The sequence below is a fragment of the Paraburkholderia sp. GAS448 genome, from assembly GCF_050435685.1.
Classification (GTDB): Bacteria; Pseudomonadota; Gammaproteobacteria; order Burkholderiales; family Burkholderiaceae; genus Paraburkholderia.
In genome coordinates this window covers 78,294-104,523 of sequence record NZ_JBNDKT010000011.1, presented here as the reverse complement: position 1 = coordinate 104,523, position 26,230 = coordinate 78,294, and the positions used below count along the sequence as shown (strand labels likewise).

26 protein-coding genes are annotated in these 26,230 nt (G+C 62.4%); 4 read left to right on the top strand and 22 right to left on the bottom strand.

What is annotated here, in order from left to right; all coding sequences use genetic code 11:
• Nucleotides 1-434: 434 nt before the first annotated feature.
• From bamB to ndk, 7 genes are all read right to left on the bottom strand, one after another.
• Nucleotides 435-1,580 carry an outer membrane protein assembly factor BamB gene (gene bamB, locus P3T23_RS21005; protein WP_429318059.1) on the bottom strand — a complete coding sequence of 382 codons (1,146 nt, stop codon included), beginning with the start codon at nucleotides 1,578-1,580 and terminating at the stop codon, nucleotides 435-437.
• Nucleotides 1,581-1,643: 63 nt separating this feature from the next.
• Nucleotides 1,644-2,273, bottom strand: coding sequence for a YfgM family protein (locus P3T23_RS21000; protein ID WP_429318058.1), 630 nt, complete (start codon nucleotides 2,271-2,273; stop codon nucleotides 1,644-1,646).
• A gap of 67 nt (nucleotides 2,274-2,340) precedes the next feature.
• A complete protein-coding gene (gene hisS, locus P3T23_RS20995; protein WP_429318057.1) occupies nucleotides 2,341-3,681 on the bottom strand; it encodes a histidine--tRNA ligase in 1,341 nt (446 codons plus the stop codon).
• An 18-nt stretch (nucleotides 3,682-3,699) separates the two neighbouring features.
• Entirely contained in the window at nucleotides 3,700-5,016 is a 1,317-nt protein-coding gene (gene ispG / locus P3T23_RS20990; RefSeq protein ID WP_429318056.1) for a flavodoxin-dependent (E)-4-hydroxy-3-methylbut-2-enyl-diphosphate synthase, read from the bottom strand.
• An 80-nt stretch (nucleotides 5,017-5,096) separates the two neighbouring features.
• Complete coding sequence (locus P3T23_RS20985) at nucleotides 5,097-6,164, bottom strand: helix-turn-helix domain-containing protein (RefSeq protein ID WP_429318055.1); 1,068 nt, start codon at nucleotides 6,162-6,164, stop codon at nucleotides 5,097-5,099.
• 181 nt (nucleotides 6,165-6,345) lie between these two features.
• The gene (rlmN, locus tag P3T23_RS20980) at nucleotides 6,346-7,497 is read right to left on the bottom strand and encodes a 23S rRNA (adenine(2503)-C(2))-methyltransferase RlmN (RefSeq protein ID WP_429318054.1); all 1,152 of its coding nucleotides are present in this window, start codon (nucleotides 7,495-7,497) and stop codon (nucleotides 6,346-6,348) included.
• A 110-nt stretch (nucleotides 7,498-7,607) separates the two neighbouring features.
• Nucleotides 7,608-8,033, bottom strand: a complete 426-nt coding sequence (gene ndk / locus P3T23_RS20975) for a nucleoside-diphosphate kinase (RefSeq protein WP_429318053.1) — start codon at nucleotides 8,031-8,033, stop codon at nucleotides 7,608-7,610.
• Between the two features lie 267 nt (nucleotides 8,034-8,300).
• On the opposite strand from ndk, the gene P3T23_RS20970 reads away from it, so the two are divergent.
• Nucleotides 8,301-8,999, top strand: coding sequence for a Bax inhibitor-1/YccA family protein (locus tag P3T23_RS20970; RefSeq protein WP_429318052.1), 699 nt, complete (start codon nucleotides 8,301-8,303; stop codon nucleotides 8,997-8,999).
• Nucleotides 9,000-9,174: 175 nt separating this feature from the next.
• Here the strand turns inward: P3T23_RS20970 and P3T23_RS20965 are convergent, their stop codons facing one another.
• The 10 genes from P3T23_RS20965 to P3T23_RS20920 form a co-directional block, all read right to left on the bottom strand.
• Nucleotides 9,175-9,948 (bottom strand): MBL fold metallo-hydrolase, encoded by a 774-nt coding sequence (locus tag P3T23_RS20965; RefSeq protein WP_429318051.1) that lies wholly within the window; start codon nucleotides 9,946-9,948, stop codon nucleotides 9,175-9,177.
• A gap of 7 nt (nucleotides 9,949-9,955) precedes the next feature.
• Nucleotides 9,956-11,095: an outer membrane protein assembly factor BamC gene (gene bamC, locus P3T23_RS20960; RefSeq protein ID WP_429318050.1), complete on the bottom strand. Its 1,140-nt coding sequence runs from the start codon at nucleotides 11,093-11,095 to the stop codon at nucleotides 9,956-9,958.
• A gap of 102 nt (nucleotides 11,096-11,197) precedes the next feature.
• Nucleotides 11,198-12,103 (bottom strand): 4-hydroxy-tetrahydrodipicolinate synthase, encoded by a 906-nt coding sequence (gene dapA / locus P3T23_RS20955; protein ID WP_429318049.1) that lies wholly within the window; start codon nucleotides 12,101-12,103, stop codon nucleotides 11,198-11,200.
• A 42-nt stretch (nucleotides 12,104-12,145) separates the two neighbouring features.
• Nucleotides 12,146-12,760, bottom strand: a complete 615-nt coding sequence (locus tag P3T23_RS20950) for a class I SAM-dependent methyltransferase (RefSeq protein WP_429318048.1) — start codon at nucleotides 12,758-12,760, stop codon at nucleotides 12,146-12,148.
• A gap of 21 nt (nucleotides 12,761-12,781) precedes the next feature.
• Nucleotides 12,782-13,984 carry a tryptophan--tRNA ligase gene (locus tag P3T23_RS20945; protein WP_429318047.1) on the bottom strand — a complete coding sequence of 401 codons (1,203 nt, stop codon included), beginning with the start codon at nucleotides 13,982-13,984 and terminating at the stop codon, nucleotides 12,782-12,784.
• 7 nt (nucleotides 13,985-13,991) lie between these two features.
• Nucleotides 13,992-14,654 carry a site-2 protease family protein gene (locus tag P3T23_RS20940; RefSeq protein ID WP_429318046.1) on the bottom strand — a complete coding sequence of 221 codons (663 nt, stop codon included), beginning with the start codon at nucleotides 14,652-14,654 and terminating at the stop codon, nucleotides 13,992-13,994.
• A gap of 44 nt (nucleotides 14,655-14,698) precedes the next feature.
• The gene (locus tag P3T23_RS20935; RefSeq protein WP_429318045.1) at nucleotides 14,699-15,334 is read right to left on the bottom strand and encodes an L-threonylcarbamoyladenylate synthase; all 636 of its coding nucleotides are present in this window, start codon (nucleotides 15,332-15,334) and stop codon (nucleotides 14,699-14,701) included.
• An 80-nt stretch (nucleotides 15,335-15,414) separates the two neighbouring features.
• Nucleotides 15,415-16,245, bottom strand: a complete 831-nt coding sequence (locus tag P3T23_RS20930; RefSeq protein WP_429318044.1) for a 3',5'-nucleoside bisphosphate phosphatase — start codon at nucleotides 16,243-16,245, stop codon at nucleotides 15,415-15,417.
• Between the two features lie 91 nt (nucleotides 16,246-16,336).
• Entirely contained in the window at nucleotides 16,337-17,221 is an 885-nt protein-coding gene (locus P3T23_RS20925) for an alpha/beta fold hydrolase (RefSeq protein WP_429318043.1), read from the bottom strand.
• A 234-nt stretch (nucleotides 17,222-17,455) separates the two neighbouring features.
• Complete coding sequence (locus P3T23_RS20920; protein WP_429318042.1) at nucleotides 17,456-18,322, bottom strand: ferritin-like domain-containing protein; 867 nt, start codon at nucleotides 18,320-18,322, stop codon at nucleotides 17,456-17,458.
• A 193-nt stretch (nucleotides 18,323-18,515) separates the two neighbouring features.
• Here P3T23_RS20920 and P3T23_RS20915 point away from each other — a divergent pair, with 193 nt between their 5' ends.
• The 3 genes from P3T23_RS20915 to P3T23_RS20905 all read left to right on the top strand — a co-directional run bounded on the left by P3T23_RS20915 (nucleotide 18,516) and on the right by P3T23_RS20905 (nucleotide 20,570).
• Nucleotides 18,516-19,040: a gamma carbonic anhydrase family protein gene (locus tag P3T23_RS20915; protein WP_429318041.1), complete on the top strand. Its 525-nt coding sequence runs from the start codon at nucleotides 18,516-18,518 to the stop codon at nucleotides 19,038-19,040.
• Between the two features lie 63 nt (nucleotides 19,041-19,103).
• On the top strand, nucleotides 19,104-20,054 hold the full coding sequence (gene hslO, locus P3T23_RS20910) for an Hsp33 family molecular chaperone HslO (RefSeq protein ID WP_429318040.1): 951 nt from the start codon (nucleotides 19,104-19,106) through the stop codon (nucleotides 20,052-20,054).
• A 135-nt stretch (nucleotides 20,055-20,189) separates the two neighbouring features.
• Nucleotides 20,190-20,570 carry a hypothetical protein gene (locus P3T23_RS20905; RefSeq protein ID WP_429318039.1) on the top strand — a complete coding sequence of 127 codons (381 nt, stop codon included), beginning with the start codon at nucleotides 20,190-20,192 and terminating at the stop codon, nucleotides 20,568-20,570.
• Between the two features lie 113 nt (nucleotides 20,571-20,683).
• Here P3T23_RS20905 and ftsB read toward each other — a convergent pair whose 3' ends face one another.
• The 5 genes from ftsB to P3T23_RS20880 all read right to left on the bottom strand — a co-directional run bounded on the left by ftsB (nucleotide 20,684) and on the right by P3T23_RS20880 (nucleotide 26,173).
• Nucleotides 20,684-21,112: a cell division protein FtsB gene (gene ftsB, locus P3T23_RS20900; protein ID WP_429318038.1), complete on the bottom strand. Its 429-nt coding sequence runs from the start codon at nucleotides 21,110-21,112 to the stop codon at nucleotides 20,684-20,686.
• A gap of 119 nt (nucleotides 21,113-21,231) precedes the next feature.
• Nucleotides 21,232-22,515, bottom strand: coding sequence for a phosphopyruvate hydratase (eno, locus tag P3T23_RS20895; RefSeq protein WP_429318037.1), 1,284 nt, complete (start codon nucleotides 22,513-22,515; stop codon nucleotides 21,232-21,234).
• Nucleotides 22,516-22,664: 149 nt separating this feature from the next.
• Complete coding sequence (gene kdsA / locus P3T23_RS20890) at nucleotides 22,665-23,519, bottom strand: 3-deoxy-8-phosphooctulonate synthase (protein WP_429318036.1); 855 nt, start codon at nucleotides 23,517-23,519, stop codon at nucleotides 22,665-22,667.
• The gene (locus tag P3T23_RS20885) at nucleotides 23,516-25,183 is read right to left on the bottom strand and encodes a CTP synthase (protein ID WP_429318035.1); all 1,668 of its coding nucleotides are present in this window, start codon (nucleotides 25,181-25,183) and stop codon (nucleotides 23,516-23,518) included. Before P3T23_RS20885 ends, kdsA begins: the two co-directional genes overlap by 4 nt.
• 186 nt (nucleotides 25,184-25,369) lie before the next feature.
• Entirely contained in the window at nucleotides 25,370-26,173 is an 804-nt protein-coding gene (locus P3T23_RS20880) for an alpha/beta fold hydrolase (RefSeq protein ID WP_429318034.1), read from the bottom strand.
• Nucleotides 26,174-26,230 lie beyond the last annotated feature (57 nt).

Here is a 26,230-nt window from a genome sequence, read left to right as displayed (position 1 = left end):
TGTTCACGGTGAAACGCAGGGTCGAGACACTCGACGGGCCGCGCGGCGACGCCAGATGGCTGCCTGTCGGCTGCGTTTGACAAAAATTATCACGAAATCGGCCACGCCCGGATGCAATACGGTAAATGCGATGTGGTAACACACATCCCGGCAGACGAAAGGTCGGCTGGCTGGCGCGGCCTGAGCGTCCGCAGATCCAGCGTTGCGGACGGCGCTGACGCCATTGGGTGCGTCGCGTCTCCTGACCGCGCACCACTCTGAATTCGACCGCCGGACCAGCCGGGCCGGCAGCCTGTATCTCTCTTCACCACTTCTATCCTGAGCACGGGGTATTCCTGTGCATCAGAAACACGCGCGGCCGGCGAAGCCGGCCTGCGCGTCGATCGGACTCGAAACTGCGCGAAACCGCGCGAAACTACGCTTCCTGCGGCCCGTCAGCGCGGACGGAAGCCGTACAGGTCGCCGTCGCGCGTCTGCACGACGAGCGTGTCGCCCGCCAGCACGGGGGCAGCCGTAATGCCACTGCCGTCCGTCTTCATCCGTGCGACAAATGCCCCATTGTCGCGCGACAGGAAGTGCACATAGCCCTCGAAATCGCCGACCACTGCTGCATGCCCCAGCAAGAAAGGCACACCGACGTCGCGACTTTTCAGCTGTTCGTTGCGCCACAGCGGACGACCGTTCGTCGCATCGAAAGCCTGCACAATCGACCAATCATCGCCGGCAACGACCACGCTCTCATCCTGAGCAAGACCGCTCGTGCTCGAGAAATTCTTTTCCCACACCGCCCGGCCTGAATTCGCGTCGAAACAGCCAAGCTGTCCCTGGAACGTCACAGCACACGTCTGGGAGCCGACCAGCGTCGGCGCGCCGGTGACGTCGTTGATCCGTTCAACTTCGGTGACGCCCTTCGGATACGACACCGGCGCCTGCCAGTAGTTATCACCCGTCTGCAGGTTGATTGCGGCAAATGAGCCGCCCGGGAAGCCGGCCAGCACCGCCGCATCGCCGGCGAACGTCATGCCGGACGACACACGCAGGTTGAGCGGCATTGCGCGGTTGCGGTACACCCACTTCTGCTCACCCGTCTGCGCGTTGAACGCCGTGATCTGACCGTCGACCGTACGCACGATCACGAGCCCGTTGCCAACGAGCGGCGGCGAAATGATTTCGCCCGGCGCCGTGCCTTTCCACAGCAACTTGCCGTCGGGTCCGAGCACGTAGACACCACCCTTGAGCGCGCCCACGGCAGTCAGGTTGCCGTCGCTGCCAACGCCGGCCGACAGGTCGCTGTCGACCTTCGTGCGCCAGAGGTCTTTGCCCGTCTTGCCATCGATCTTGGCGACCGAGCCGTTCGCGCCAGCCGCGTACACGGCGTCACCGACCGCGACGGGCGAGAACAGATAGCGGCCAGCCTTGCCAACGCTCGCCTTCCACGTCTGCTGCACGTCGAGCACAGGTTTGAACTCGGTGAGCGGCGTCGGCACGCGGCGCTCGTCTTTCGTGGATGAGCAAGCCGCCATCATGAGGACGGTCATCGCACAGGCAACGGGCACAGCGTAACGTTTCAGCAGATTCATCGGTGGACGAAGCATTTATCGAGGATTAATCAAATGGAACCGGTCGATTGCGCAAAGCGCGGGTCAACCGCCCAGCGCGTCCAGCTTGAACTGGATCAACTGACGCATCGACGTATCGTTTTTCGACAGCGTATCGAGCGCGAGCTTGTAGGCTGCGCGTGCATCGTCGCGCTTGCCCTGTGCCGCCAGCAGATCGCCGCGCCCATCCGCAACGACGCCCTTGAAAGCGTCCGACTGCGGTTCCGCGAGCAACGCGAGGCCTGCATCATAGGCCTTTTCATCGAGCAGCAGCGATGCAAGTCGCAACTTCGCGACCTGCTTGAACTCGTCGTCTTTCGCGTGATCGATGACCCACTGCAACTGGATCTTCGCGGCAGGCTCGTCGCCGGCCGCATAGAGCGCCTTCGCGGCAGCCAGCGCCGTCATCTGCGCGTACGCGGTGCCGCTGAACTTGTCTTCCATGTCGCCCGCGACACGGGTGATCTTTGCCTTGTCGCCGGAAGCCACAGCCTGCTGAACCTGGTCATACAGCACGGCGGCTTCAGCCGCCTGACGACGTTGCCAGAAGTTCCAGCCGTTCCAGGCTGCGCCGGCAACGAGCACTACCAGTACGATCCACGTGGTTGCATTGCCCCACTGCGCCCACCATGCCTTTAAACTTTCAATCGATTCTTGTTCGTCGTGGTAACTCATCGCCAGGCGATTCCTTCTTCTTTAATACCTTGTACGTGTGTCGAAATGTGTCGAGCGCACCGCGCGATCAGTCGTCGCCGTCTTCGGCGGATGCAACCATCGCATTGATTAGAAATTCGGTCAAGTCTTCAGCCGGCACGTTCTGTTGCTCGCTCTTACTGCCTTCCGAGCCGACATTGCGCAGCGGTTTCACGCCGACCGTACCGTTCGCGATCTCATCTTCGCCGAGGACCACCGCGAACGCTGCGCCGCTCGAATCGGCCCGCTTCATCTGCGACTTGAAGCTGGCGGTCTGGCCGTCCGGGCTGCAATGCAGGATCACGTCGAGGCCTGTATCGCGCAGACGCTCGGCGATGATGAACGCCTGATCGCGGGCCGCTTCGCCCTGATGCACGACGTACACGTCGCAGCCCTCCTCCTCCGGAACGAGCTTGTCTTCCTTCAGCAGTTCCAGAATGCGCTCGACGCCCATCGCCCAGCCGCATGCCGCCGTCGGCTTGCCGCCGAGCTGTTCGATCAGCGGATCGTAACGACCGCCCGCGGCGACGGTGCCTTGCGCGCCGAGCTTGTCGGTAATCCATTCGAAGACGGTCAGATTGTAGTAATCGAGACCCCGCACGAGACGCGGATTGATTCTGAAAGGAATGTTGTTCGCCTTCAGGATGCGTTGTAGCCCTTCGAAGTGCGCAAGCGAAGCTTCGCCGAGAAAATCGATCAGCTTCGGCGCGTTCTGCGCAACCTCCTGCAGCGCAGGATTCTTTGTATCCAGCACCCGCAGGGGATTCGTATAGAGACGACGCTTCGCGTCTTCGTCGAGCACGTCCATGTGCTTCTCGAGATACGCGATCAGCTCGACACGATGCGCGGCGCGCTCCTCAGCGAGACCGAGCGAGTTGATTTCGAGCTTGATGCCCGTCAAGCCGAGATCGTCCCACAAACGCTGGCACATCAGGATGATTTCCGCGTCCGCATCCGGGCCGGCGAAGCCGAGCGCTTCGACACCGACCTGGTGGAACTGGCGATAACGCCCACGCTGCGGACGCTCGTGACGGAACATCGGGCCGACGTACCACAGCCGCTTCGGACCGTCGTAAAGCATGTTGTGCTCGATCGACGCGCGCACGACCGCAGCCGTGTTTTCCGGACGCAGCGTCAGGTTTTCGCCGTTCAACGCATCGGTGAAGCTGTACATTTCTTTCTCGACGATATCGGTTACCTCACCGATACCGCGCGTGAACAACTGCGTGTGCTCGACGATCGGCGTGCGGATGTTCTGGTATCCATACGAACGAAGCATCGACTTCACGGTCGACTCGAAAAACTCCCACAGCCCGGCATCCTGCGGAAGGATGTCGTTCATGCCCTTCACGCCCGACAATTTTTCGAGCTTTTTCTTCGATTCAGTCATCTGTCTTCGATTGACGATTTAGTTGAGCGCAGTCGCCCGGCCATAGCGGCGCTCGACGTAGTCGCTCACGATTTGCTGGAATTCTTCCGCGATACGCTCGCCACGCAGCGTCTTGACCTTTTCGCCGTCGATGAACACCGGTGCAGCCGGATTCTCGCCCGAGCCCGGCAGGCTGATGCCGATGTTCGCCTGCTTCGATTCGCCAGGACCGTTGACGATGCAACCCATCACCGCGACGTGCATCTTTTCGACACCAGGATACTGATCGCGCCAGACCGGCATCTGCGTGCGCAGATACGTCTGGATCTGCGAAGCGAGTTCCTGGAACAGCGTGCTGGTCGTACGGCCGCAGCCCGGGCACGCGATGACCATCGGCGTGAACGAGCGCAGCCCCATCGTCTGCAGGATTTCCTGGCCGACGATCACTTCACCGGTACGCGACGCACCCGGTTCCGGCGTGAGCGAAATTCGGATCGTGTCGCCGATACCCTGTTGAAGCAGCACCGACAGCGCAGCCGTCGACGCGACGATACCCTTCGAGCCCATGCCTGCTTCGGTCAGGCCGAGGTGCAGCGCGAACTCGCAACGGCGGGCGAGCTCACGATACACGGCGATCAGATCCTGAACACCGCTTACCTTGCACGACAGGATGATCCTGTTACGACCGAGCCCGAGTTCGACCGCGCGCTCCGCCGAGCCGATCGCCGACTGGATCAGCGCCTCGTACATCACGCTCTGCGCTTCCCACGGCTGCGTGCGCGCGGCGTTCTCGTCCATCATCTTCGCGAGCAGATCCTGATCGAGACTGCCCCAGTTGACACCGATCCGCACCGGTTTGTCGTACCTGATCGCGGTTTCGATCATCTGCGCGAACTGCGTGTCGCGTTTCGCGCCATGCCCGACGTTGCCCGGATTGATGCGGTACTTCGACAATGCCTCGGCACACGCGGGATAATCGCGCAGCAACAGGTGACCGTTGTAGTGAAAATCACCGACGAGCGGGACCGACACGCCCATCCGGTCGAGCTGTTCACGCACAGCCGGCACTGCAGCGGCAGCCTCCGGCGTGTTGACCGTGATACGCACGAGTTCGGAGCCAGCCTGCGCGAGTTCCTTGATCTGAATGGCAGTGCCGATCGCATCAGCGGTATCGGTGTTGGTCATCGACTGCACGCGCACTGGCGAGTCTCCGCCGATCGTGACGAGCTGGCCACCCCAGCGCACGTCGACTGCATGCGACGAGCGGCGCGGTGCGTGTCCGCCGAAAACCGGCTCGGACGAAGTGATCTGACTGCTGGATAGGGATTGAGCTTCGGAGTGCATCGAAAAACCCATTTACGCCGCAGGCGTCCTGCACGGAGCACGACGCCAGAATTGAAAAAGCGTCGCGGCTAAACGCCGCGACGCGTACCCTGTCAAGGCAATGCGAAGCGTGCCACATTACCCTTCGCTGATGCATATTTGGCCGGATCGACCGGCTGGCCGTCGAGCGACAGGGAATCGAGTCCGGCCTTGTTGCCAACCGTCACCTTGAACGGCGCTTCGCCAGCAACTTCCTTCGATTCGCCTGCGTGGACGAGGCCGGAGAACACCTCCTTGCCGTCCTTCTGCCGAACGCTGAACCAGCTGTCCTGCGTTACCTTGATGCCGACCGTCGCCTGGCCGCCGACAGTTGCTTCGGTCACTTCCGATGCAGCGGCAGCGGGCGCCTTCTCCTTCGCGGCGACGGCTGGCGCAGACGCTGGCGCCGGTGCCACCGGTACGGCGGCCGTGGGCAACGGAGCCGGCATCGGCGTTTCGGACGCGCCTTGCTCCGCCATCGCCGGCGCTTCGGATGCGGGGGCGTCCTGCCCGGCCACCGCAGCGGACGCTGCGGTCTGATCCTGCGCAACTGCGCCCGACGCGCCAGTCGCACTCCCCGCGCCACCCGCTGCACCATTCGCACCAGCCTTCAACCGCGCAAGCCACGCCGATGAATCGCCTCCGTTTGTGTGCCACATCGTGAGCGCAATTACCGCCACGACAACCGCGGCGACGCCCCACAGCCAGGACCGGGAGCGCGGCGAGCTGTCACCCAGCGACAGCGATACCCGACCACGCGGCAAATCCCTGCCAGACGATGCCGGCATCGAGAGATCCGGCTCCGGCACGCCTTTTACACGCCGCAAGGCCTGGGAAAACGGAGCGGGATCGACACCGAGCATCTTTGCGTAGCTACGCACCACGCCAAGCGCGAACGTCGTATCAGGAAGCTGGCTAACGTCGCCTGCCTCGAGCGCGCGCAGCTTGACCGGCGAAACCTTGAGGCGGGTAGAGACATCTTCGATCGTCCAACCCTTCGATTCGCGCAGCTCGGTCAATTGCGCCCCAACCGCGGCCAGTGAGTCCAGTCCGGGCTGCGCCGCAACCGGCGCCACGGCAGGTGCCGAACGGGCGGCATTCGTCTCTGTGCCATGCGGCTGCGGGTGCTGCGGCTCACTCATCCCAAATCCTTTCGCGTCGATTCTTTTTTACTCTTGCGATCCATGCAGGCCCATGCCTCGTCCAGATTCGCAGACCGTTTATAACAAAATGCGCGGCGTTCTGTGCCGCTTCCGATCGATTTTGCAAACTTTCTTTTCAGTTCGTCATGGCCTGTCGAGGTGACGAGACAGCCCACCACGCTTACACGGCGCGAACCTCGATCACCTTCGCCGCCTTCCCGGTGCGCTCAGCGAGACGGGTGCGGTCCTTGACCGCGCCAGCCAGCTGACCGCAGGCAGCATCGATATCGTCGCCGCGTGTCTTGCGCACCGTGGTGACGACGCCCGCGTCGATCAGCACCTGCGCAAACCGCTTGATCTGCTCCTGCTTCGAGCGCAGAAGCCCGGATTCCGGGAACGGATTAAACGGAATCAGATTGAATTTGCATGGCACGTCGCGCGTAACGGCAAGCAGTTCGCGCGCATGTGCTTCGGTGTCGTTCACACCGTCAAGCATGCAATATTCGAAAGTAATGAAATCTCGCGGCGCGACCTTCAGATAGCGCTGACAGGCCGCCATCAATTCGCGCAGCGGATACTTTTTGTTCAGCGGCACCAGTTCGTCACGCAACGCGTCGTTCGGTGCGTGCAGCGACACCGCAAGCGCCACCGGCAGATCCGCACCGAGGCGGTCCATCATCGGCACGACGCCAGACGTGGACAGCGTGACACGGCGGCGCGACAAACCATACGCGTTGTCGTCGAGCATCAGGCGCATGGCCGGCACGACGGCATCGTAGTTGAGCAACGGCTCGCCCATGCCCATCATCACGACATTCGTGACGACGCGCTCGCCTTTGCCTTCGCCACCCACGGCACGGCCGCCAGCAATGCCGAGCGACGCGCGCAGCGCAAACTCAGCCATGCGCAACTGGCCGATGATTTCGGCGGTCGTGAGGTTGCGGGAGAAACCCTGTTTGCCCGTCGAACAGAAACGGCAGTTGACCGCACACCCGGCCTGCGACGACACGCACAGCGTGCCCCGCGATTCTTCGGGGATGAAGACGGTTTCGACCGCGTTGCCGTTACCGACGTCGATCAGCCACTTGCGTGTTCCGTCTGCGGAGATGTGGTCGCTCGCGATATCGGGCATCGAAATCGTGGCGCGGCCCTTGAGCTTTTCGCGCAGCGACTTCGCGAGATCGGTCATGCCGTCGAAGTCGGCAGCGTTGTACTGGTGAATCCAGCGCTGCAACTGTTTGGCGCGAAACGGCTTTTCGCCGAGACTGTCGCAGTACGCGACGAGCCCCTGGGCGTCGAGATCGAGAAGGTTGACGGTTGGACTGCTCGTCATATCGAATCCTGCCATATCAGTGCGAAACCACGTTCATGCAACAAGCCACATGAACGCCGTGCCGTTCGCGCCCGTTCCTGCTGCTTCTAACGTGCTAACTGGCCGGCCGATCAGCGCGCGTAGACGTTGAGTGCCGGGAAGAAAAATGCGATTTCGACGGTGGCCGTTTCAGCTGCGTCCGAACCGTGGACGGCGTTGGCATCGATGCTGTCGGCGAAGTCGGCGCGAATCGTGCCCTTGTCGGCCTTCTTCGGATCCGTTGCGCCCATCAGGTCCCGGTTCAGCAGAATCGCGTTTTCGCCTTCCAGAACCTGAACCATCACCGGGCCCGAGATCATGAATTCGACGAGGTCCCTGAAGAACGGACGCGCGGCGTGAACGGCGTAGAACTTCTCGGCGTCGGCACGCGACAGGTGAACCATGCGTGCGGCAGCGATCTTGAGGCCAGCGTTTTCGAAACGGCTGTAGATCTGGCCGATCACATTCTTTGCCACTGCGTCCGGCTTGATAATCGACAGGGTGCGTTCGAGCGCCATAAAAACTCCAGAAAATTAAGAGGTTACAGATTCAAATGAATCCGCTATTGTAGCATGTTCCAGTGTATGATTGCGATTGAACCCTTACAGCACTGAAAGCATCTAACGAAGAGCCCGAAACCGCACCTTTGTCCATCTGGCGAGCTATTGAAACTCCGCATTGCCGGGATAATATTAGGTATGCACGGGCCCGTGGCCGGAGCAAAAAGAAACCGGCTGGCGTTGTACAACCACCGCGCATCACTGCGTTTGACGCAAGGAGAAAGCATGAACGATTCCCCCTATAACTTCGGCCGCAGCGGCACGATAGGCACGGTCGAAACCCGTAACCGCGTCCTGCGGAACACCTACTGGCTGCTCGCGCTGTCCATGGTGCCGACGGTGCTCGGCGCATGGGTGGGCGTCGCGACCGGGTTTTCGCTGTTTGCCGCTACCAGTCCCGCGATGAGTCTGCTGGCGTTCTTCGCGATTGCTTTCGGCTTCATGTTCGCGATCGAGCGCACAAAAAACAGCAGCGCCGGCGTGTTCGTGCTACTCGGCTTTACGTTCTTCATGGGCCTGATGCTGTCGCGGCTCCTGAGCTTCATTCTCGGCTTCTCGAATGGGCCGTCGCTGATCATGCTCGCGTTTGGTGGCACTGGTGTGATCTTCGCTGCCATGGCGACGGTTGCCACGGTCAGCAAACGTGACTTCTCCGGCCTCGGAAAATGGCTCTTCATGGGCGTGATCGTGCTGCTGCTGGCTATGGTCGCAAACATGTTCCTGCAACTGCCGGCGCTGATGCTCACCGTTTCGGTCCTCGCGATCGCAATCTTTTCGGCTTACATGCTGTTCGACGTGCAGCGCGTGGTGAACGGCGGTGAGACGAACTACATTTCGGCCACGCTCGCGATCTACCTCGATCTGTATAACGTGTTCACGAATCTACTGGCATTGCTCGGCATTTTCGGCGGCAACCGAAACTAGGAACCGTCGCCGCGGCGCGCAGCTTCGGCGGGGCGCCAGCCCGGCCGAAGCTGGTCCAGACTGGTTCCGGTGAATAATGCAAGGACGCCCATGACAAACGTCATGGGCGTCTTTTTATCTGCGCAATCGGCTGCTTTCTGCCGGACCGGCCGCACAAGCAGGTGTATTGCGAAACTCAAAGACATAACCAGTCAAACCCTACATCCTGCGATGCCACCACCACTTCGGTCGCCGCAACCCCCAGCACGCCGGCCATCGCGGCCTTCGCGAGTTCGGGCAAATTGTTTTGCTGACTCAGATGCGCAGCAACCAGGTGATTCAGTTTCGACCGGTCGAGCGACGCGAGAATTTCAGCCGCCGCATCGTTATTCAGGTGCCCGTGATCGCCGCCGATGCGCGCCTTCAGCGAAGGCGGATAACGGCTAGCCGCCAGCATCTGGACATCGTGGTTGCATTCGAGCATGAGTGCATCGCAGCCGCTCAATACTGAGCTGATATGCGACGTCGACGTTCCGACGTCGGTCAGCACGCCAAGCCGGCTCGCGCCGTCGGAAAACACAAATTGCAGCGGCTCGCGAGCATCGTGCGGGACCGTGTAAGGCAGCACGCTGAGATCGCCGATGGCGACCGCCTCGTCACCCCAGAGCACATGCAGATCGATGCAGGCTTCGTCTGCGCCGACGGCGCGCGCCGTGCCCCAGCTGGTATGCAGCGGAATCGACCACTTTCGGGCCAGCGTCAATGCGCTGCCGATGTGGTCGCCGTGCTCGTGGGTAATCAGGATAGCGTCGAGACTGCTGACACTCAAGCCGAGGCGCGCGAGGCGCCGATCGACCTCTTTCGCCGAGAACCCGCAGTCGAGCAGCACGCGCGTCGTGGTCGTTCCGCTTTGCGCCTCGACCAGCAGCGCGTTGCCCTCGCTGCCGCTTCCCAGACTGGCGAACCTCACGGCTCGCCTAGTTCAGCTCGGCATGCAGCAGCGACACGATGCGCTGCGCGTCCGACGACGTATCCACCTGGCCGTTCGCGTCGAGTACCGCAACCTGGGTCAGCGAGTCACTCTTCGAGCGCACATTCACGAGGAACTCCTGACCCGGTTTCTTCGAGCTGCTACCGCTATAGAACAGCTTGCCGAAGAGACCTTCCCTCTTCAATTCCTGCATCGAATCCGCATAGCGAACGTAATAGATCCCCTTCTCGCGGTCGCGATTGTCGACGGTGAAGTTGGTACGGTCGAGCGCGAGGCCCACGCGCAGCCATGCGCGGTCGAACGACTCAGGCAGATCCAGCGTCGCGGCGCCGTCAGCCGTGTCGATCTTCGCCGGCGCCGTCGCGGAACGTGCCTCAGTCAGGAGCTGCTTTGCCTGGGCGTCGGTCAGGCCGAACTTCTGCATCAGCTTCGCCAGAAACACCGCTTCGAGCGTCGGGTTGCGCGGACGCTCCTCCCAGCGCGAGGACGTCTTTTCCTGCCCCGTCAGCATTTCTTCCATCGCGCTGTGCGTGATCGAGATATCGGTCGTATTGTCCGAGGCGCGCGTGACGAGCGTGCGGAAACGGTCGCGCGTACCAGACGAATAAGCGAAGTCGATCACCTTGCCGATCGTGCGGCGAAACCAGTCGTCCGGGATGTTGGCGCGATTCTCGGCCCAGTCGGTCGACATGATGCCGGTAGCCGGCGCGTTGGTCGCGAGCGAGAAGCCGTTTTCTTCCCAGAACTCCTGCAACTGAGGCCAGAGCTGGTCAGGCGTACGGCCGTCGACTACGAGCCAGCGGCGGTCACCGTCGCGTTCGATGTGCATGCCGAACGGATCCTGCGCGTTAGGCACGCCTTCGGTCGAATTGCCCGCCGGCGTCACCGCCCGCTGCGGCGCGCCGCCGAGCGCAGCGCCGACCGGCGGCGCTGCATAGCGCTCATCCACCTTCGCGGTCGACAGGTCGCTCGGAATCGCCAGCGGCGGTGCGCTGCCGGCACCCTTGTAGTTGACCTTGTCGGACGAAAACCAGTCGTTCAGCGTGTCGCAGCCGGCGAGCGTACTCAGGGCAAGCGCTAGCGCCGCCATGCGGGTTGCGTGGAGGGAGAGTGCAGAACGTTTCATGAAGTCCTTCGTGATGCTGGAACGCGTTGCCTGGTTCAGTGCCGGGAACGTGGGCGATATCGACGTCGGTTAATGGAATGCCGGTGCTGGAGACTGAACGGTTCAGCCCAGCAGACCTGACTCGCGCAGCGCGGCACGCACAACATCGTGGTAACGCGCGTCGAGCGGAGTGAGCGGCAAGCGGATGCCGCCCTGAATACGACCCAGTTGCTGCAGCGCCCACTTCACCGGAATCGGGTTCGATTCGATGAAAAGGTTCTTGTGCAGGGAAAGCAGCTTCAAATGGATTTGACGGGCGGTTTTCGCGTCTGCCGCGAGCGCGGCCTTGCACAGCTCGCTCATTGCGCGCGGCGCCACGTTTGCCGTCACGGAAATGTTGCCATGGCCGCCAAGCAGCATCAGCGCGATCGCCGTGGGATCGTCACCGCTGTAGATGCCGAAATGGGCAGGCGCCGATTTGATCAGGTGCGCGGCGCGATCGATGTTGCCCGTCGCTTCCTTCACGCCCACGATGCCCGGCACCTGGGCGAGGCGCAGGATCGTCTCGTTGGACATGTCGGCGACCGTACGGCCCGGCACGTTGTACAGAATCACCGGCAGATCTACCGTTTCCGCGATCTTCGCAAAGTGACGGTAGATGCCTTCCTGCGTCGGCTTGTTGTAATAGGGTACGACCTGCAGTGTCGCGTCGGCGCCGACTTTCTTCGCCCGCTCGGTCAACTCGATCGCTTCAGTCGTGGAGTTGCCGCCCGAACCGGCGATCACGGGAATACGCCCGGCCGCGTGCTCAACGGCGGTCTTGACCATCAGCACGTGCTCTTCGACCGACAGCGTCGCCGATTCGCCGCTCGTCCCCACGACGACCAGAGCGTTCGTGCCCTCTTCAATGTGCCAGTCGATCAGTTTGCGAAACGCCGGCAGATCGAGGCTGCCGTCTTCGAGCATCGGGGTGACGATCGCGGGAATGCTGCCACGAATCTGAATGCCGTCTTGATTGCCGTTAGTCATGAAACGCCATGAATTTGATCAGTAAACCGCGATTGTAGCGGATTAGCCAGCCAGATCGTAACGCGGCGGGGATAGATCCCCCTCCCCGCCGGCAGACCGGTCAGCTTCGAGAATTGCGCAGATACGCTGGACGTACGCCGGACGAGGCTGCGCGAGAAAACCATCCTGAAATGCGACCACCCGCAGACGGCCACGCACCACGTCGAGCAGTTCCCCTGGCGCCAGCAGAAACGCAGGTCGCGAAGGCTTGCCCACCGTCTCGTTGCCCTGCGCGAAGGTTTCGTAAATCAGCACACCGGAGGGCGCGAGCGCATCCAGCAGACGTGGAAACAATGGACGATGCAGGTAGTTCGTGACCACCACCGCCGCAAATTTCGCGTCGGCAGGAAGCGGCCACGCCCCTTCTTCAATATCGGCAGTGAACGTCGTGATGCCGCGCTCGTCGCGCATCGCGGCGAGCGCATCAGCGTCGCGATCGATCGCCGTCACCGGATGCCCATGCGACGCAAACCAGCGCGCATGGCGCCCCGCTCCCGACGCCACATCCAGCACCGCGCCGCCCTCCGTCACCAGATGCGTCCACCGACGCACCCAGCGCGACGGTTCAGCAAGCGTCGAATGCGACGACGGCACATTGGAAGAAGCGTGATCGCCCATACGCACCTCGCCGAAACCGCCTCAGCTGTACGACAGGCCCATCGCCTCGCGCACATCGCGCATCGCTTCCGACGCGAAACGGCGCGCCTTGTCGCAGCCATCGGCGACGATCGCGCGCAGGAGCGACGGATCGTCCATGTACTTCTGTGCGCGCTCGAGCATCGGCTGCTGTTCGCGCAAGATGCCTTCGATGACAGGTTGCTTGCATTCGAGGCAGCCAATGCCGGCCGAGCGGCAGCCCTTCTGCACCCACTCGTGAGTCGTTTCGTCGGTATAGACCTGGTGCAGTTGCCAGACCGGGCACTTGTCCGGATCGCCCGGATCGGTGCGGCGCACACGGGCCGGATCGGTCGGCATCGTGCGGACTTTCTTCGTGATCGTCTCGGCGTCTTCACGCAGGCCGATCGTGTTGCCGTACGACTTCGACATCTTCTGCCCGTCGAGGCCCGGCATCCGCGACGCTTCGGTCAGCAGCACCTGCGGTTCGACGAGAATGATCTTGCGCGCGCCTTCCAGATAGCCGAACAGCCGCTCGCGATCATTCATCGACAGGCTTTGCGATTCCTGCAGCATCGCGCGCGCCTGTTCGAGGGCTTCGTCGTCGCCTTCCTGCTGGTAGGCATTACGCAGTTCGTGGTACAGCTTCGAGCGTTTGCCGCCGAGTTTCTTCGCGGCTTCGAGCGCCTTCTCCTCGAAGCCCGGCTCGCGGCCGTACAGGTAATTGAAGCGGCGTGCGATTTCGCGCGTCATTTCGACGTGCGGAACCTGGTCTTCGCCGACCGGCACGAGCGACGCGCGATACAGCAGGATGTCCGCCGCCATCAGGACGGGATAGCCGAGAAAACCGTAGGTCGACAGATCCTTGTCCTTCAGCTTTTCCATCTGCTCCTTGTAGGTCGGCACACGTTCGAGCCAGCCAAGCGGGGTGCTCATGCCAAGCAGCAGCGAGAGTTCCGCATGCTCGGGCACGCGGCTCTGGATGAAGAGCGTCGCCTGCGCCGGATCGATACCCGAAGCGAGCCAGTCGATCAGCACTTCCCAGACGTTCTTTTCGATCACATCGGGCGTTTCGTAGTGCGTCGTCAGCGCGTGCCAGTCGACGACGCAAAAGAAGCACGGGTATTCGGACTGCAGCCGCACCCAGTTTTTCAGCACGCCGTGATAGTGGCCGAGGTGCAGCGACCCGGTGGGCCGCATGCCGGAGAAGATACGGTCTGGGAACATGGTTGTATTAGAGAAGCGAAACGAGAGGAGTCAGGATAGCCGTCACGACGTCGTAACCGAGATTGACGAGCGGGCGCAGCCAGTACTTCGTCAGCGTGCCGGTCATCACAAGCGCCATCACGATGAAAAAGCCGTACGGTTCGATGCGCGACAGCGCGATCGACTGGCGCGCCGGCAGCAACGCGGTGAGCACACGGCCACCATCGAGCGGCGGCAGCGGAAACAGGTTGAGCACGCCCAGTACGAGATTGATGCCGACACCGGCTGCGGCCATTCGCGTGAAAAACGGTTCGTCGACGTTCATGGCGGTAAGCGCCACGCTCAATACACCCCACACAAGCGCCTGAACGAAATTGCAGACAGGCCCGGCTAGCGCGACCCACAGGCTGCCCCAGCGCGGGTTGCGCAGGTTGCCAAAGGCGACGGGAACCGGCTTCGCATAGCCGAACATGAACGCCCCGCTCGTCGCGAAGTACAGCAGCAACGGGATGGCGATGGTGCCGAGCGGATCGATATGCCGCATCGGATTGAACGAAACGCGACCGAGCACGTAGGCCGTGTTGTCGCCCAGAAGGCGCGCGACATAGCCGTGTGCGGCCTCATGCAGCGTGATGGCGAAAATCACCGGCAACGCGTATACGACAATGGTCTGTATCAAGGAAGAATCCATAACTCGCTATTGTATCAATGCGGGGAGCCGCGACCGACGGCTTTCTATGCCGGCTGTTCGAGCCCGAAGGGTTCAAGGCTGCCGCGTCCGGGACGTACGAGCACGGGTTCATGGCCGGTCAGGTCGATCACCGTCGACGGTTCGCACGGGCACGCGCCTCCATCGATCACGAGTTCGATCTGCTTTTCGAGACGTACCCGGATTTCCTCCGGGTCGTTCAGCGGCCGGGTTTCACCCGGCATGATCAACGTCGAACCGAGCAGCGGCTCGCCGAGTTCCTCGAGAATCGCGAGTGTAATCGCGTGGTCCGGCACGCGCAGACCGATCGTCTTGCGCGCCGGATGGGAGAGCCGCCGCGGCACTTCTTTCGTCGCCTGCAGCACGAAAACATAGGGGCCCGGCGTCACCGACCTGATGAGCCGGTACTGCCGGTTGTCGACCATGGCGAAGTTGGACAGCTCCGACAGATCGCGCACGAGCAGCGACAGCAGTTGTTTTTCATCGAGGCCGCGAATCCGGCGAAGACGTTCGACCGCGTCCTTGTCGTCCAGCTGACACGCGAGCGCGTAGCTCGAATCGGTGGGCAGCGCGACGATTCCGCCGTCCTTGATGATCTGCACCGCCTGCTTGATGAGACGCGGCTGCGGATTATCGGGATGGAGCCGAAAGAATTGGGACATGTCGGGTGAGCAAGGTATCGGATTATCGGGCACGACAAACACGGTCAGCGACAGCTCACGCGGCCCGCGGCCGCGGCGGGTCACAGCCAACGTTCCCAGACGGGCTTGAGATCGGACGGAAGGGGTGGCAGGCTGCCGAGTTCGGTACGCCCTTCCCCGGCCGCATGAAAATCCGACCCGCGCGAGGCCTCAAAACCGAAACGGCGCGCCACGTCCGCGTATTCGCGATACTGGTCCGGCGTGTGGCTGCCGGTGACGACTTCGATCGCCTTGCCTCCAAGGTCGATAAACTCGCCAAAGAACGCGTCGAACTCAACCGGCGTGTAGTTGTACCTGCCAGGATGCGCGACGATCGCCTCGCCACCGGCAATCTGGATCCACCTGAGCGCATCCGACAGCTTCGACCAGCGATGCGGTACGTAACCCGGCTTGCCGTCACCGAGGTAGCGGTTGAAGACATCCTGCGTCGATTCCGCGTAGCCGCTTTCCACCATGTAGCGCGCGAAATGGGTACGGGAGATCATGTCGGGATTGGAGACGTAACGCAACGCGCCGGCGTAGGCGTCCGGAATACCGAGCTTCCCGAGTTGCTCGCCGATGGCTTCAGCGCGCGCCGCCCGGCCGTCGCGCGTGCGCGCAAGCCCCTCGATAAGCGTCGTGCATTCCGGATCGATATGCAGACCGACGATGTGCACCGTGCGCGATGCCCATGTCACGGAGATTTCGACGCCGCACAGATAGCCCATGCCGAGTTCCTGCGCCGCGGCCCGGGCCTCGGCCTGCCCACCCACCTCGTCGTGATCCGTCAACGACCACAACGTCACGCCGCCAGCGTGCGCGCGGCGCGCGACCACGGCGGGCGCAAACTGGCCGTCGGAGACGGTGGAATGGCAGTGTAGATCGGCGTTCATCATTGACTTGAAAGGGTTCTGCGATCATTTTACTGCAACGCTGTAGTTCGACGCACCGATCCATCGCCGTTAGCGCCGATGCGCAAAAAAATTATGCGCAAAATGCCTCGATCAGCGCGGCGACCTGCGCTGGCTGGTCGTGATGCACCATATGGCCCGCATCATCGACGATCTCTTCGTGCCAGTCCGGAAACGCCTGAAAGCGGGCCTTGAATTCCCCAAGCGGGATGTCGCCGGCAATCTGCGCGAGCGTCGGGGACGCCGCGGCTTCAACGTGGAGCACCTTCGCCGTCACCTTGCGCCAGACGGCCATCACTTCGTCCAGCCTGTACAGCATCGGACCGCGCATCTTGTGAGCCGGATCAGCGAGAAGCACGAAGCGGCCATCGTCGTCCTGCTTCGACCAGTGCTGCGCGAGGAAGCCGGCGCGCTGGGGGGCGAGCCGTTCGTTGTTGCGGATCAGGCGGGCCGCGACGTCATCGAGCGACGCGTAGTGCTTCAGCGTCGGCGGATTCTTGATTTCGTCCAGCCAGCTACGCAGTCGCCGCGGCGATTGTTCGGCGCGCGAAGGCGCGAGACCAAAACCTTCCAGGTCGACGACCCGTCGCACACGCTCCGGCCGCACACCCGCATAAAGACAGACAACGTTCGCTCCCATGCTGTGCCCCACCAGATTGACTTCCCCGGACGGCGCGTAATGGTCGAGCAACGCGTCGAGGTCAGACAGATAGTCATGGAACACGTAGTGGCCACCCCCCTGCTGCGCGACTGGCCAGTCGGACAGGCCAAAGCCCCGGGCATCCGGCGCAATGACCTGCCAGTCGCCGCTGAGCGCGTCGACTACGAACTGGAACGACGCCGCCACATCCATCCAGCCATGCAACATGAAGAGCGTTGGCGCGTCCGGGTTTCCCCAACGCCGTACGTGGAGACGCACGCCGCGCACAGATACGAAGTCGGACTGCGAGGTTTTCATGAGCGCGACCCAAAAAAAGAATGATCGTTCGATTATAACGGGACAGGACGATGACCGCGCGACACCATGTGGAGTGGTCGCACCATTGGGTTCCGGGATCCGTGCCGCTTCAATTCACAACGAACAGGATCGCGTACAACTGACGCCCGTATGAACCCGCGCCGGTTTCGAGGGGGCGGAGATTTCCGGCGGTTCACTGTCAGCGGATGAGGTCCACCTGACCAGAAGGCGCCGTCAATCCGGTTTCGGCAAGGTCCCCGCTTCGAGTCCGGCCAGCGCGGCCAGCTCGGCTTCATCAAACCCGGCGTCGCGTCGCGCTTCGAAATTGAATGGACCACGCAGCTTTGGTGCGTGGTACTGGTCGGCGAGACGCGTGTAAGTCAGGTGAGGATCGAGCGCCTGCTGACTGCAGAGATACCGGAACCAGTGGTTGCCGATCAGCACATGGCCGATCTCATCGCGCAGGATGACGTCGAGAATCGCCGCCGACGCGTGGTCGCCCGCCTGCTTCAGCCGCGCCCGGATCGGCGGTGACGCGTCGAGTCCACGCGCCTCGAGCGTCCTTGGCACGAGCGCCATTCGTGCGAGAACGTCGCCCCGCGTTCGATCGCACATGTCCCACAAGCCATCGTGCGCGGGAAAATCGCCGTAGGCGTGGCCGAGTTCCGCCAGCCGCGCGCTGAGCAGCGAAAAATGATGGGCCTCCTCCGCCGCGACTTTCAGCCAGTCCGAATAGAACGCGGCAGGCATGCCGGCAAAGCGCCAGACCGCGTCGAGCGCGAGATTGATGGCGTTGAATTCAATGTGGGCCAGCGCGTGCAACAGCACGGCTCGCCCTTCGTCCGACTGCATGCTGCGACGCCCCAGCCGTTTCGGTTCCACCAGTTCGGGCTGCACGGGGCGGCCCGGCAGGTCCGCCGGCTCATCGATCGAGCGTTCCGGCACGCACTGCAGATCGCCGTCGCGTACCCGCACGTATAGCGCCCGCGCCGCGTCGGCCTTGAGCGACGGGACGCGCTCACGCAGGACAGCGAGCGCCTCGGAGCGGGCGCAGACATCGATGGACGAAACAGTCGGCGAAGAGGAGACGGCAGGATTCATGACAACAAAGCGCGAAATATCCGGGAAACAAGCGGCAAGGAAACGGCAAAACGTCGGACGGGAATATGGCGAGCCAAAACGCTCCCCGTGCGCAACCGTTTACAATACGCGATTCGACCACGCAGCGCGCCTCGCGCACTGCAGCTGCGCTTTCCTTCGACGGCGCGGCGCTACCCGACACAGAGGAGACACTGTGGCAATTTACAAGCTTGGCGATGCAGCCCCGACCATCCACGAAAGCGTGTTCGTCGCGGACACAGCGACCATCATCGGTAAAGTCGAAGTCGCGGAGAACGCGAGCGTCTGGTTCGGTGCCGCGATCCGCGGCGACAACGAACCGATTTCGATCGGCGCGGGCAGCAATATCCAGGAAGGCGCGGTTCTCCACACCGACCCCGGTTACCCGATGACGATCGAAGCCAACGTCACGATCGGCCACCAGGCCATGATCCACGGCTGCACGATCAAGGAGGGCGCACTGATCGGGATTCAGGCAGTGGTCTTGAATGGAGCGGTAATCGGCCGCAACTGTCTGGTTGGCGCCGGAGCCGTGGTTACCGAAGGCAAGGTGTTTCCGGACAATTCACTGATTCTGGGCGCGCCTGCGAAAGTCGTCCGCGAACTGACGGAAGCGGACATTGCAGGCATGCAGCGCGGCACGGCGAGTTACGTCGAGCGCCGCGAATATTTCAAGGCGCAGTTGGTGCGCATCGGCTAGGAGCCGCTGCGCACGGCGCGCTGGCGCAGCATTGAGCTTGCGCCATTCGACCGAGGAAAAGTTGTGAACGACCAGTTGCAAAAATTCATGTTCAGCGCAGCGCCGGTGCGCGGCGAAATCGTTTCACTGCGCAATACGTGGCAGGAAGTGCTGACACGTCGCGATTACCCGGCGCCAGTGCGCAACGTGCTCGGCGAGATGATGGCTGCTTGCGCGCTGCTGTCGGCGAACCTGAAGTTCGACGGCACCCTCATCATGCAGATTTTCGGTGACGGCCCGGTCAAGATGCTGGTCGTGCAGTGCAGCTCGGACCTGTCGATGCGGGCCACGGCGAAGTTCTCAGGCGATGTCGCAAGCACGATCGGCGAGGACACCACGCTCGTCGAACTGCTCAACGCAGGCGGCAACGGCCGCTGCGTGATCACGCTCGATCCGCGCGAAAAGCAGCCCGGCCAGCAGCCGTACCAGGGCATCGTGCCGCTGAATGGCGTGGACGGTCCGCTGAAATCGATGGCCGAAGTGCTCGAGCATTACATGCACCACTCCGAGCAGCTCGACACCCGCCTGTGGCTCGCCGCGAATTCGGAGCGCGCGGTCGGCATGCTGCTGCAAAAACTGCCTGGTGACGGCGGAATCGTGCCGCATCCGGGCGAGCTCGACACGGACACGTGGGAACGGGTGTGCACGCTCGGCGGCACGCTTTCCCAGGACGAATTGCTGAAGGAAGAACCGGAAACGGTGTTCCGGCGTCTCTTCTGGCAGGAGAACGTACAGCACTTCACGCCGACACCCGCACGCTTCGAATGCAGCTGCTCGCGCGGCAAGGTTGGCGCGATGCTGAAGATGCTCGGCCGGGAGGAAGTCGACAGCGTGGTCGAGGAACGTGGGCACGTAGAGATTCACTGCGAGTTCTGCAATCAGCGGTACGAATTCGACCCCGTCGATGTGGCGCAACTTTTTGTCGCCAGCGGGCTCTCAGAAGGAGTCATGCCGGCGGCCGAGCAACGGCACTGACACGCGCCCCGTGTGACACATGCTTGCGACGGCGCCGCCGCCCGCTTCGAGCAGGACTGACGGCGCAACGTCTCTGATCATTGGCGACGCCCTTGCACCCAGACGGCCCCAGGCGTCCTGCCGATGGAGGTTGAAATGAGCACTCCGCTGCGTCGTCTCCTGCGTTCCATCACGGCGCTCTCGATCATCACCGGAAGTGCCGCGCTGACCGGCTGCGTGATGGACCCGCCCGGCCCTGCACCGATCTACAGTCGTCTGCCCGCCGATCAATCCGGTGTGCCGAACGACGTCCGGCCGCTGACGCCGGAAGAACGCCGGCGTTACGACGCAATCGACAGGCAGGTGCTCACGGAACAGAACCAGGCCATGGCCGCCGAAGCCGCTGCACAAGCCTGGTCGCGTTATTACGCGCCGCCCGTCGCCGTATATGGCGGCTACTACAGCGGCGGATGGGGACCCGGCTGGAGCACTGGAATCGGCTACGGCTACGCTCCGGGATGGGGTTACGGCTGGTAGTCAGGCCCACGCCTGTCCAGCGGGCCGTCAAAAGCAAAATGGCGCGGTTTTCACCGCGCCATTTTTGTTTCTCGCCGGCAAGGCGAAAGGACGCTTCCTGCGCTACACGCGCATCAGCCCGCGCCCTTTTCTTTTGGATTCTTCTTCGCGTGCTTCCTGTCCGGCTTCGCCCGTGACTCAGGATTCGGAACCACACGCACCGGTGCGGCCGACACCTCGCCACGCGTCGACGTCGTGGCCGCCGGCGTATTCGAGGTCGGCAATGGCGCGTTAGGCGACACGAACTGAACGAACACTTCGCCGTCCTTCACCATGCCCATCTCGTAGCGCGCACGCTCTTCGACTGCGGCCGTGCCATTCTGCAGATCCTGCACTTCGCCTTCGATACGCTCGTTACGCAGCTTCGCGTCCGCGTTCTTCTTTTGCTGATCGGCGAGTTCCTGCTGCAATTCATGCACGCGCAACCAGCCGCCGTGCCCCCACCAGAGCGGGTACTGGATCAGCGCCAGCAGGACAATCAAAACGACAGTGACAAGCCGCATGAAGAGTGCACAAATAATACGCACCGCCCTGCGCTATACGCAGGGCGGCGGGCTGATTCAGAAATGAAGGGTGACCGCTTCAAAGGCCAATACGCGCTCAGTGCACAATCGACGCGCGATCAGCGCAGATTGTAGAACGCCGACTTGCCCGGGTAGCTCGCGATATCGCCGAGATCTTCTTCGATACGCAGCAGCTGGTTGTACTTGGAGATACGGTCGCTGCGCGACAGCGAGCCCGTCTTGATCTGGCCGGCGTTCAAGCCGACCGCGATATCGGCGATCGTCGAATCTTCGGTTTCGCCCGAACGGTGCGAGATCACAGCCGTGTAACCTGCGCGCTTCGCCATTTCGATCGCTGCGAAGGTTTCCGTCAGCGTGCCGATCTGGTTGATCTTGATCAGGATCGAGTTTGCAATACCCTTATCGATGCCTTCCTTCAGGATGCGCGTGTTCGTCACGAACAGGTCGTCGCCGACCAGCTGGATCTTCTTGCCGAGCTTGTCGGTCAGGAGCTTCCAGCCTTCCCAGTCGCTTTCGTGCATGCCGTCTTCGATCGACACGATCGGGAACTTGTCCGCGAGCGTGGCGAGGTAGTCGGTGAATTCCGCCGACGACAGTTGCAGACCTTCGCCTGCCAGCTGGTACTTGCCGTCGTGATAGAACTCGCTCGCGGCGCAGTCCAGTGCGAGCAGCACGTCTTCGCCCGCGCGATAGCCGGCTTTTTCGATCGCCTGCAGGATGGTGGACAGGCATTCGTCGTTGCTGCCGAAGTTCGGCGCGAAACCGCCCTCGTCACCCACGGCCGTGCTCATGCCACGGTCGGAGAGAATCTTCTTCAGTGCGTGGAACACTTCCGCGCCGCAACGCAGGGCTTCGCGGAACGTCGGCTGGCTGACCGGAACGATCATGAATTCCTGGATGTCCAGGCTGTTGTTCGCGTGCGCGCCACCGTTGACGATGTTCATCATCGGCACCGGCAGTTGCATGGCGCCGGAGCCACCGAAGTAGCGGTACAGGGGCAGGCCGGCTTCTTCGGCAGCCGCCTTCGCGACGGCCATCGAAACAGCCAGCATGGCGTTCGCGCCAAGGCGCGACTTGTTGTCGGTGCCGTCGAGTTCCAGCAGCGTCTTGTCGAGGAAGGCTTGCTCGGAAGCGTCGAGGCCCATGATGGCTTCGGAGATTTCAGTGTTGATGTGCTCAACCGCCTTCAACACACCCTTGCCGCCGTAACGGCCGGTTTCGCCGTCGCGCAGCTCGATGGCTTCGCGCGAACCCGTCGATGCCCCCGACGGCACTGCTGCGCGGCCCATCGTGCCCGATTCCAGCAGCACATCGCATTCGACAGTGGGGTTGCCTCGCGAATCGAGAATCTCGCGACCGATGATATCTACGATAGCACTCATGGTTTCCTCAAGAAATGACGTTGGATTCTTACGGTGAAACTGCGTCCGGCACGCGGAAAAGCCGCTCGCGCCCGCACGCTTTCTACGACTATCGGGTTCGCCCCGGATTCATTCGCACGGCGCCGGCTGACACGGTGCGAACGCCTGCATCAGTTGAAATCGCTTTCGAGGAACGGCGCGCGCTTGACGGCCTGATCGAGCGTCAAGAGCGTCTCGAGCAGATCGGCCATGCGATGCAGCGGCACGGCGTTCGGACCGTCCGACTTCGCCTGCGCCGGATTCGGGTGCGTTTCCATGAAGAGACCGGCGACGCCCGTCGCAACCGCAGCGCGTGCGAGCACCGGCACGAATTCGCGCTGACCGCCCGAGCTCGTGCCCTGCCCGCCTGGCAACTGCACCGAGTGGGTGGCGTCGAACACGACCGGCGCGCCGGTTTCGCGCATGATCGCGAGCGAGCGCATGTCCGAAACCAGGTTGTTATAACCAAACGACACGCCGCGTTCGCAGGCCATGAAACGGTCTTCCGACAGGCCGGCTTCACGTGCCGCGTCGCGGGCCTTGTCGATCACGTTCTTCATGTCGTGCGGCGCGAGAAACTGGCCCTTCTTGATGTTGACCGGCTTGCCCGAGCGCGCGCACGCGTGGATGAAATCGGTCTGACGGCACAGGAACGCCGGCGTCTGCAGCACGTCCACGACCGATGCCACCGCCTCGATTTCATGCTCGCTATGAACGTCGGTGAGCACCGGCAAACCGAGCTGCTTCTTCACTTCGGACAGGATGCGCAGACCTTCGTCCATACCCAGACCGCGAAACGACTTGCCGCTGCTGCGATTGGCCTTGTCGTACGAGGATTTGTAGATGAACGGAATCTTCAGCTTCGCGCAGATTTCCTTGAGCTTGCCGGCCGTGTCGATCGTCATCTGTTCGGATTCGACGACACAGGTGCCCGCGATCAGGAAAAACGGCTTATCAAGGCCGACTTCGAAATCGCCCAGTTTCATGCTTTCTCCTCGACGCGCGACGCCTGAAGATGGTGAGCGAGCGCTGCCTCGACAAACGACTTGAAGAGCGGATGACCATCACGCGGCGTGGACGTGAACTCCGGGTGGAACTGAACGCCGACGAACCACGGGTGCATGTCGCGCGGCAGCTCCATCATTTCCGGCAGATCTTCGCTCGGAGTATGGGCGCTGATGATAAGGCCGCCGGCCTCGAGCTGGGGTACGAAGCGGTTATTGACTTCATAACGGTGGCGATGACGTTCGTTCACGTCCTTGCCATAGATCTCCGCGGCCATCGTGCCGGGCTTGATCGGACAGCGTTGTGAGCCGAGACGCATCGTGCCGCCGAGATCCGACTCTTCGTCGCGCTTCTCGACGCGGCCTTCGCGGTCGTACCATTCGGTGATCAGTGCGACCACACGGTTCTCGGTCGTCGGATCGAACTCCGTGCTGTTGGCGTTTTTCAGACCGACGACGTCGCGCGCGAATTCGATGACTGCCAGTTGCATACCGAGGCAGATGCCGAGGTACGGCACCTTCGCTTCACGCGCATAGCGGATCGCCGCAATCTTGCCTTCGGTGCCGCGACGACCGAAGCCGCCAGGCACCAGCACGGCGTCGAGGTGCTTCAGACTTTCGACGCCCTGCGTTTCGACCTCTTCCGAGTCGATGTATTCGATGTTGACCTTCGTCGACGTGTGGATCGACGCATGGCGCAGCGCCTCGATCAGCGACTTGTACGACTCGGTCAGCTCGACATACTTGCCGACCATGCCGATCGTGACTTCGTTCTTCGGGTGCTCGAGCTTCTCGACCAGATCCGACCACATCGACAGATTGGCCGGCTTCGGCGTGAGCTTAAGCTCGTTGCAGACGATCTCGTCCATACCCTGGTCGTGAAGCATCTGCGGAATCTTGTAGATGCTGTCCGCGTCCCACACCGAAATCACTGCATCTTCCGGCACGTTCGAGAACATCGAGATCTTCGCGCGCTCGTCGTCGGGAATCGGGCGGTCGGCACGGCACAACAGCACGTGCGGCGAGATGCCGATTTCACGCAGCTTCTGCACGCTATGCTGCGTGGGCTTGGTTTTCAGTTCACCCGCGGTAGCCACCCAGGGCACCAGCGTCAGGTGCACGAAGCACGAACTGTTGCGGCCCATGCGCAGGCTCATCTGGCGCGCGGCTTCGAGGAACGGCAGCGATTCGATGTCGCCGACCGTGCCGCCCACTTCAACGATTGCGACGTCCGGCTCACCGCACGTCGCGGAAGCCGCGCCGCGTTCGATGAACGCCTGGATCTCGTTCGTGATGTGCGGGATGACCTGCACCGTTTTGCCCAGATAGTCGCCGCGGCGCTCCTTGCGGATCACCGATTCGTAAATCTGGCCGGTAGTGAAGTTGTTGGCCTTGCGCATCTTCGTGCTGATGAAGCGCTCATAGTGGCCAAGATCGAGGTCGGTCTCCGCTCCGTCTTCCGTCACGAACACTTCGCCGTGCTGAAACGGGCTCATCGTGCCGGGGTCGACGTTGATGTAAGGATCGAGCTTGAGGAGGGTGACTTTGAGGCCGCGCGATTCGAGAATCGCGGCGAGGGAAGCGGCGGCAATACCCTTGCCGAGGGAAGAAACTACGCCGCCGGTGACGAAAACATATTTGGTCATCGCTGGATGCTCGCGGGAAAAACGGATTATACCGTAAAGCAGGGCCTCAACCCAGCAATATGCCAGCAAGATGCGCCGCTTCGACGTCGATCCCGCACCGTTTTCCAGGCCAGCAGCGACGCGCCACCGTCCACGCCCGGATCATCCTCGACCGATGCGAATTTCGTCGTGCGGGGCTGTCGGAACTCAGCCCCGGCGCTCCAGCTCCCGCAGCATGCGCTGCACGGCGCGCGCGGTTTCGAGCGGCTTTTCCATCGGATACAGGTGACTGCCCTCGAGCCACTCGAGGTGCCCTCCGGCGGCCCGGCGCGTGGCGTCGAGACCGGCCTGGCGGATCTCCTTCGACTGCGTGCCCGCGATGAAACCGACCGGCACCGGCGCACCGCGCGCAAGACGCGCGCCGAGCGTGTGCGGCAAGGTCTTGTAGATCAGATATTCGATGCGGCGATCGAACGCCAGCGAGCGGCCGCCGTCGGGCGAGGTCTGCGGAATGCCGAAGTCGATATAGTCGGACAGCACGCGTTCGTCCCAGCGCGCGAACGCTGGCTTCGAGTGAAAATGGCGCCACGCTTCGTCACGGCTTGCCCAGTGCGTGCGCCGCGTGCGCGTTGCGGCAGCCGGCGACAGGCGCTCGTCGAGCCCGGTCCACTGCGACACGCGCAGCATGCTGCTGCGCCAGCCCGCGATGACGGGCGAATCGAGCATCACCACGCCCCTCACCCACTGCGGCTTCTTCAGCGCGGCCATCAGCGACAGATAGCCGCCTAGCGAATGGCCCACGAGCCACACCGGCTGCTCGTACCGGCTGCCGATATCGGCGAGCAGTTCCTCGACGAGATGCGGCCAGTCGCGCGTAACCGGAAAGCGTGCGTCGTGCCCCAGGCGCTCGACGAAGCGCAGTTCGTAGTCGTCCGCGAGTTCGGCGAAGATGGTCCGGTAGGTCGACGCAGGAAAACCGTTCGCGTGCGAGAAGTGGATGATGTTTTTCAAGCGCCGTCATCTCCTTTTTTGGTTGTGGTGACCGCGTTTAATCCGCCGCCTTGCCTG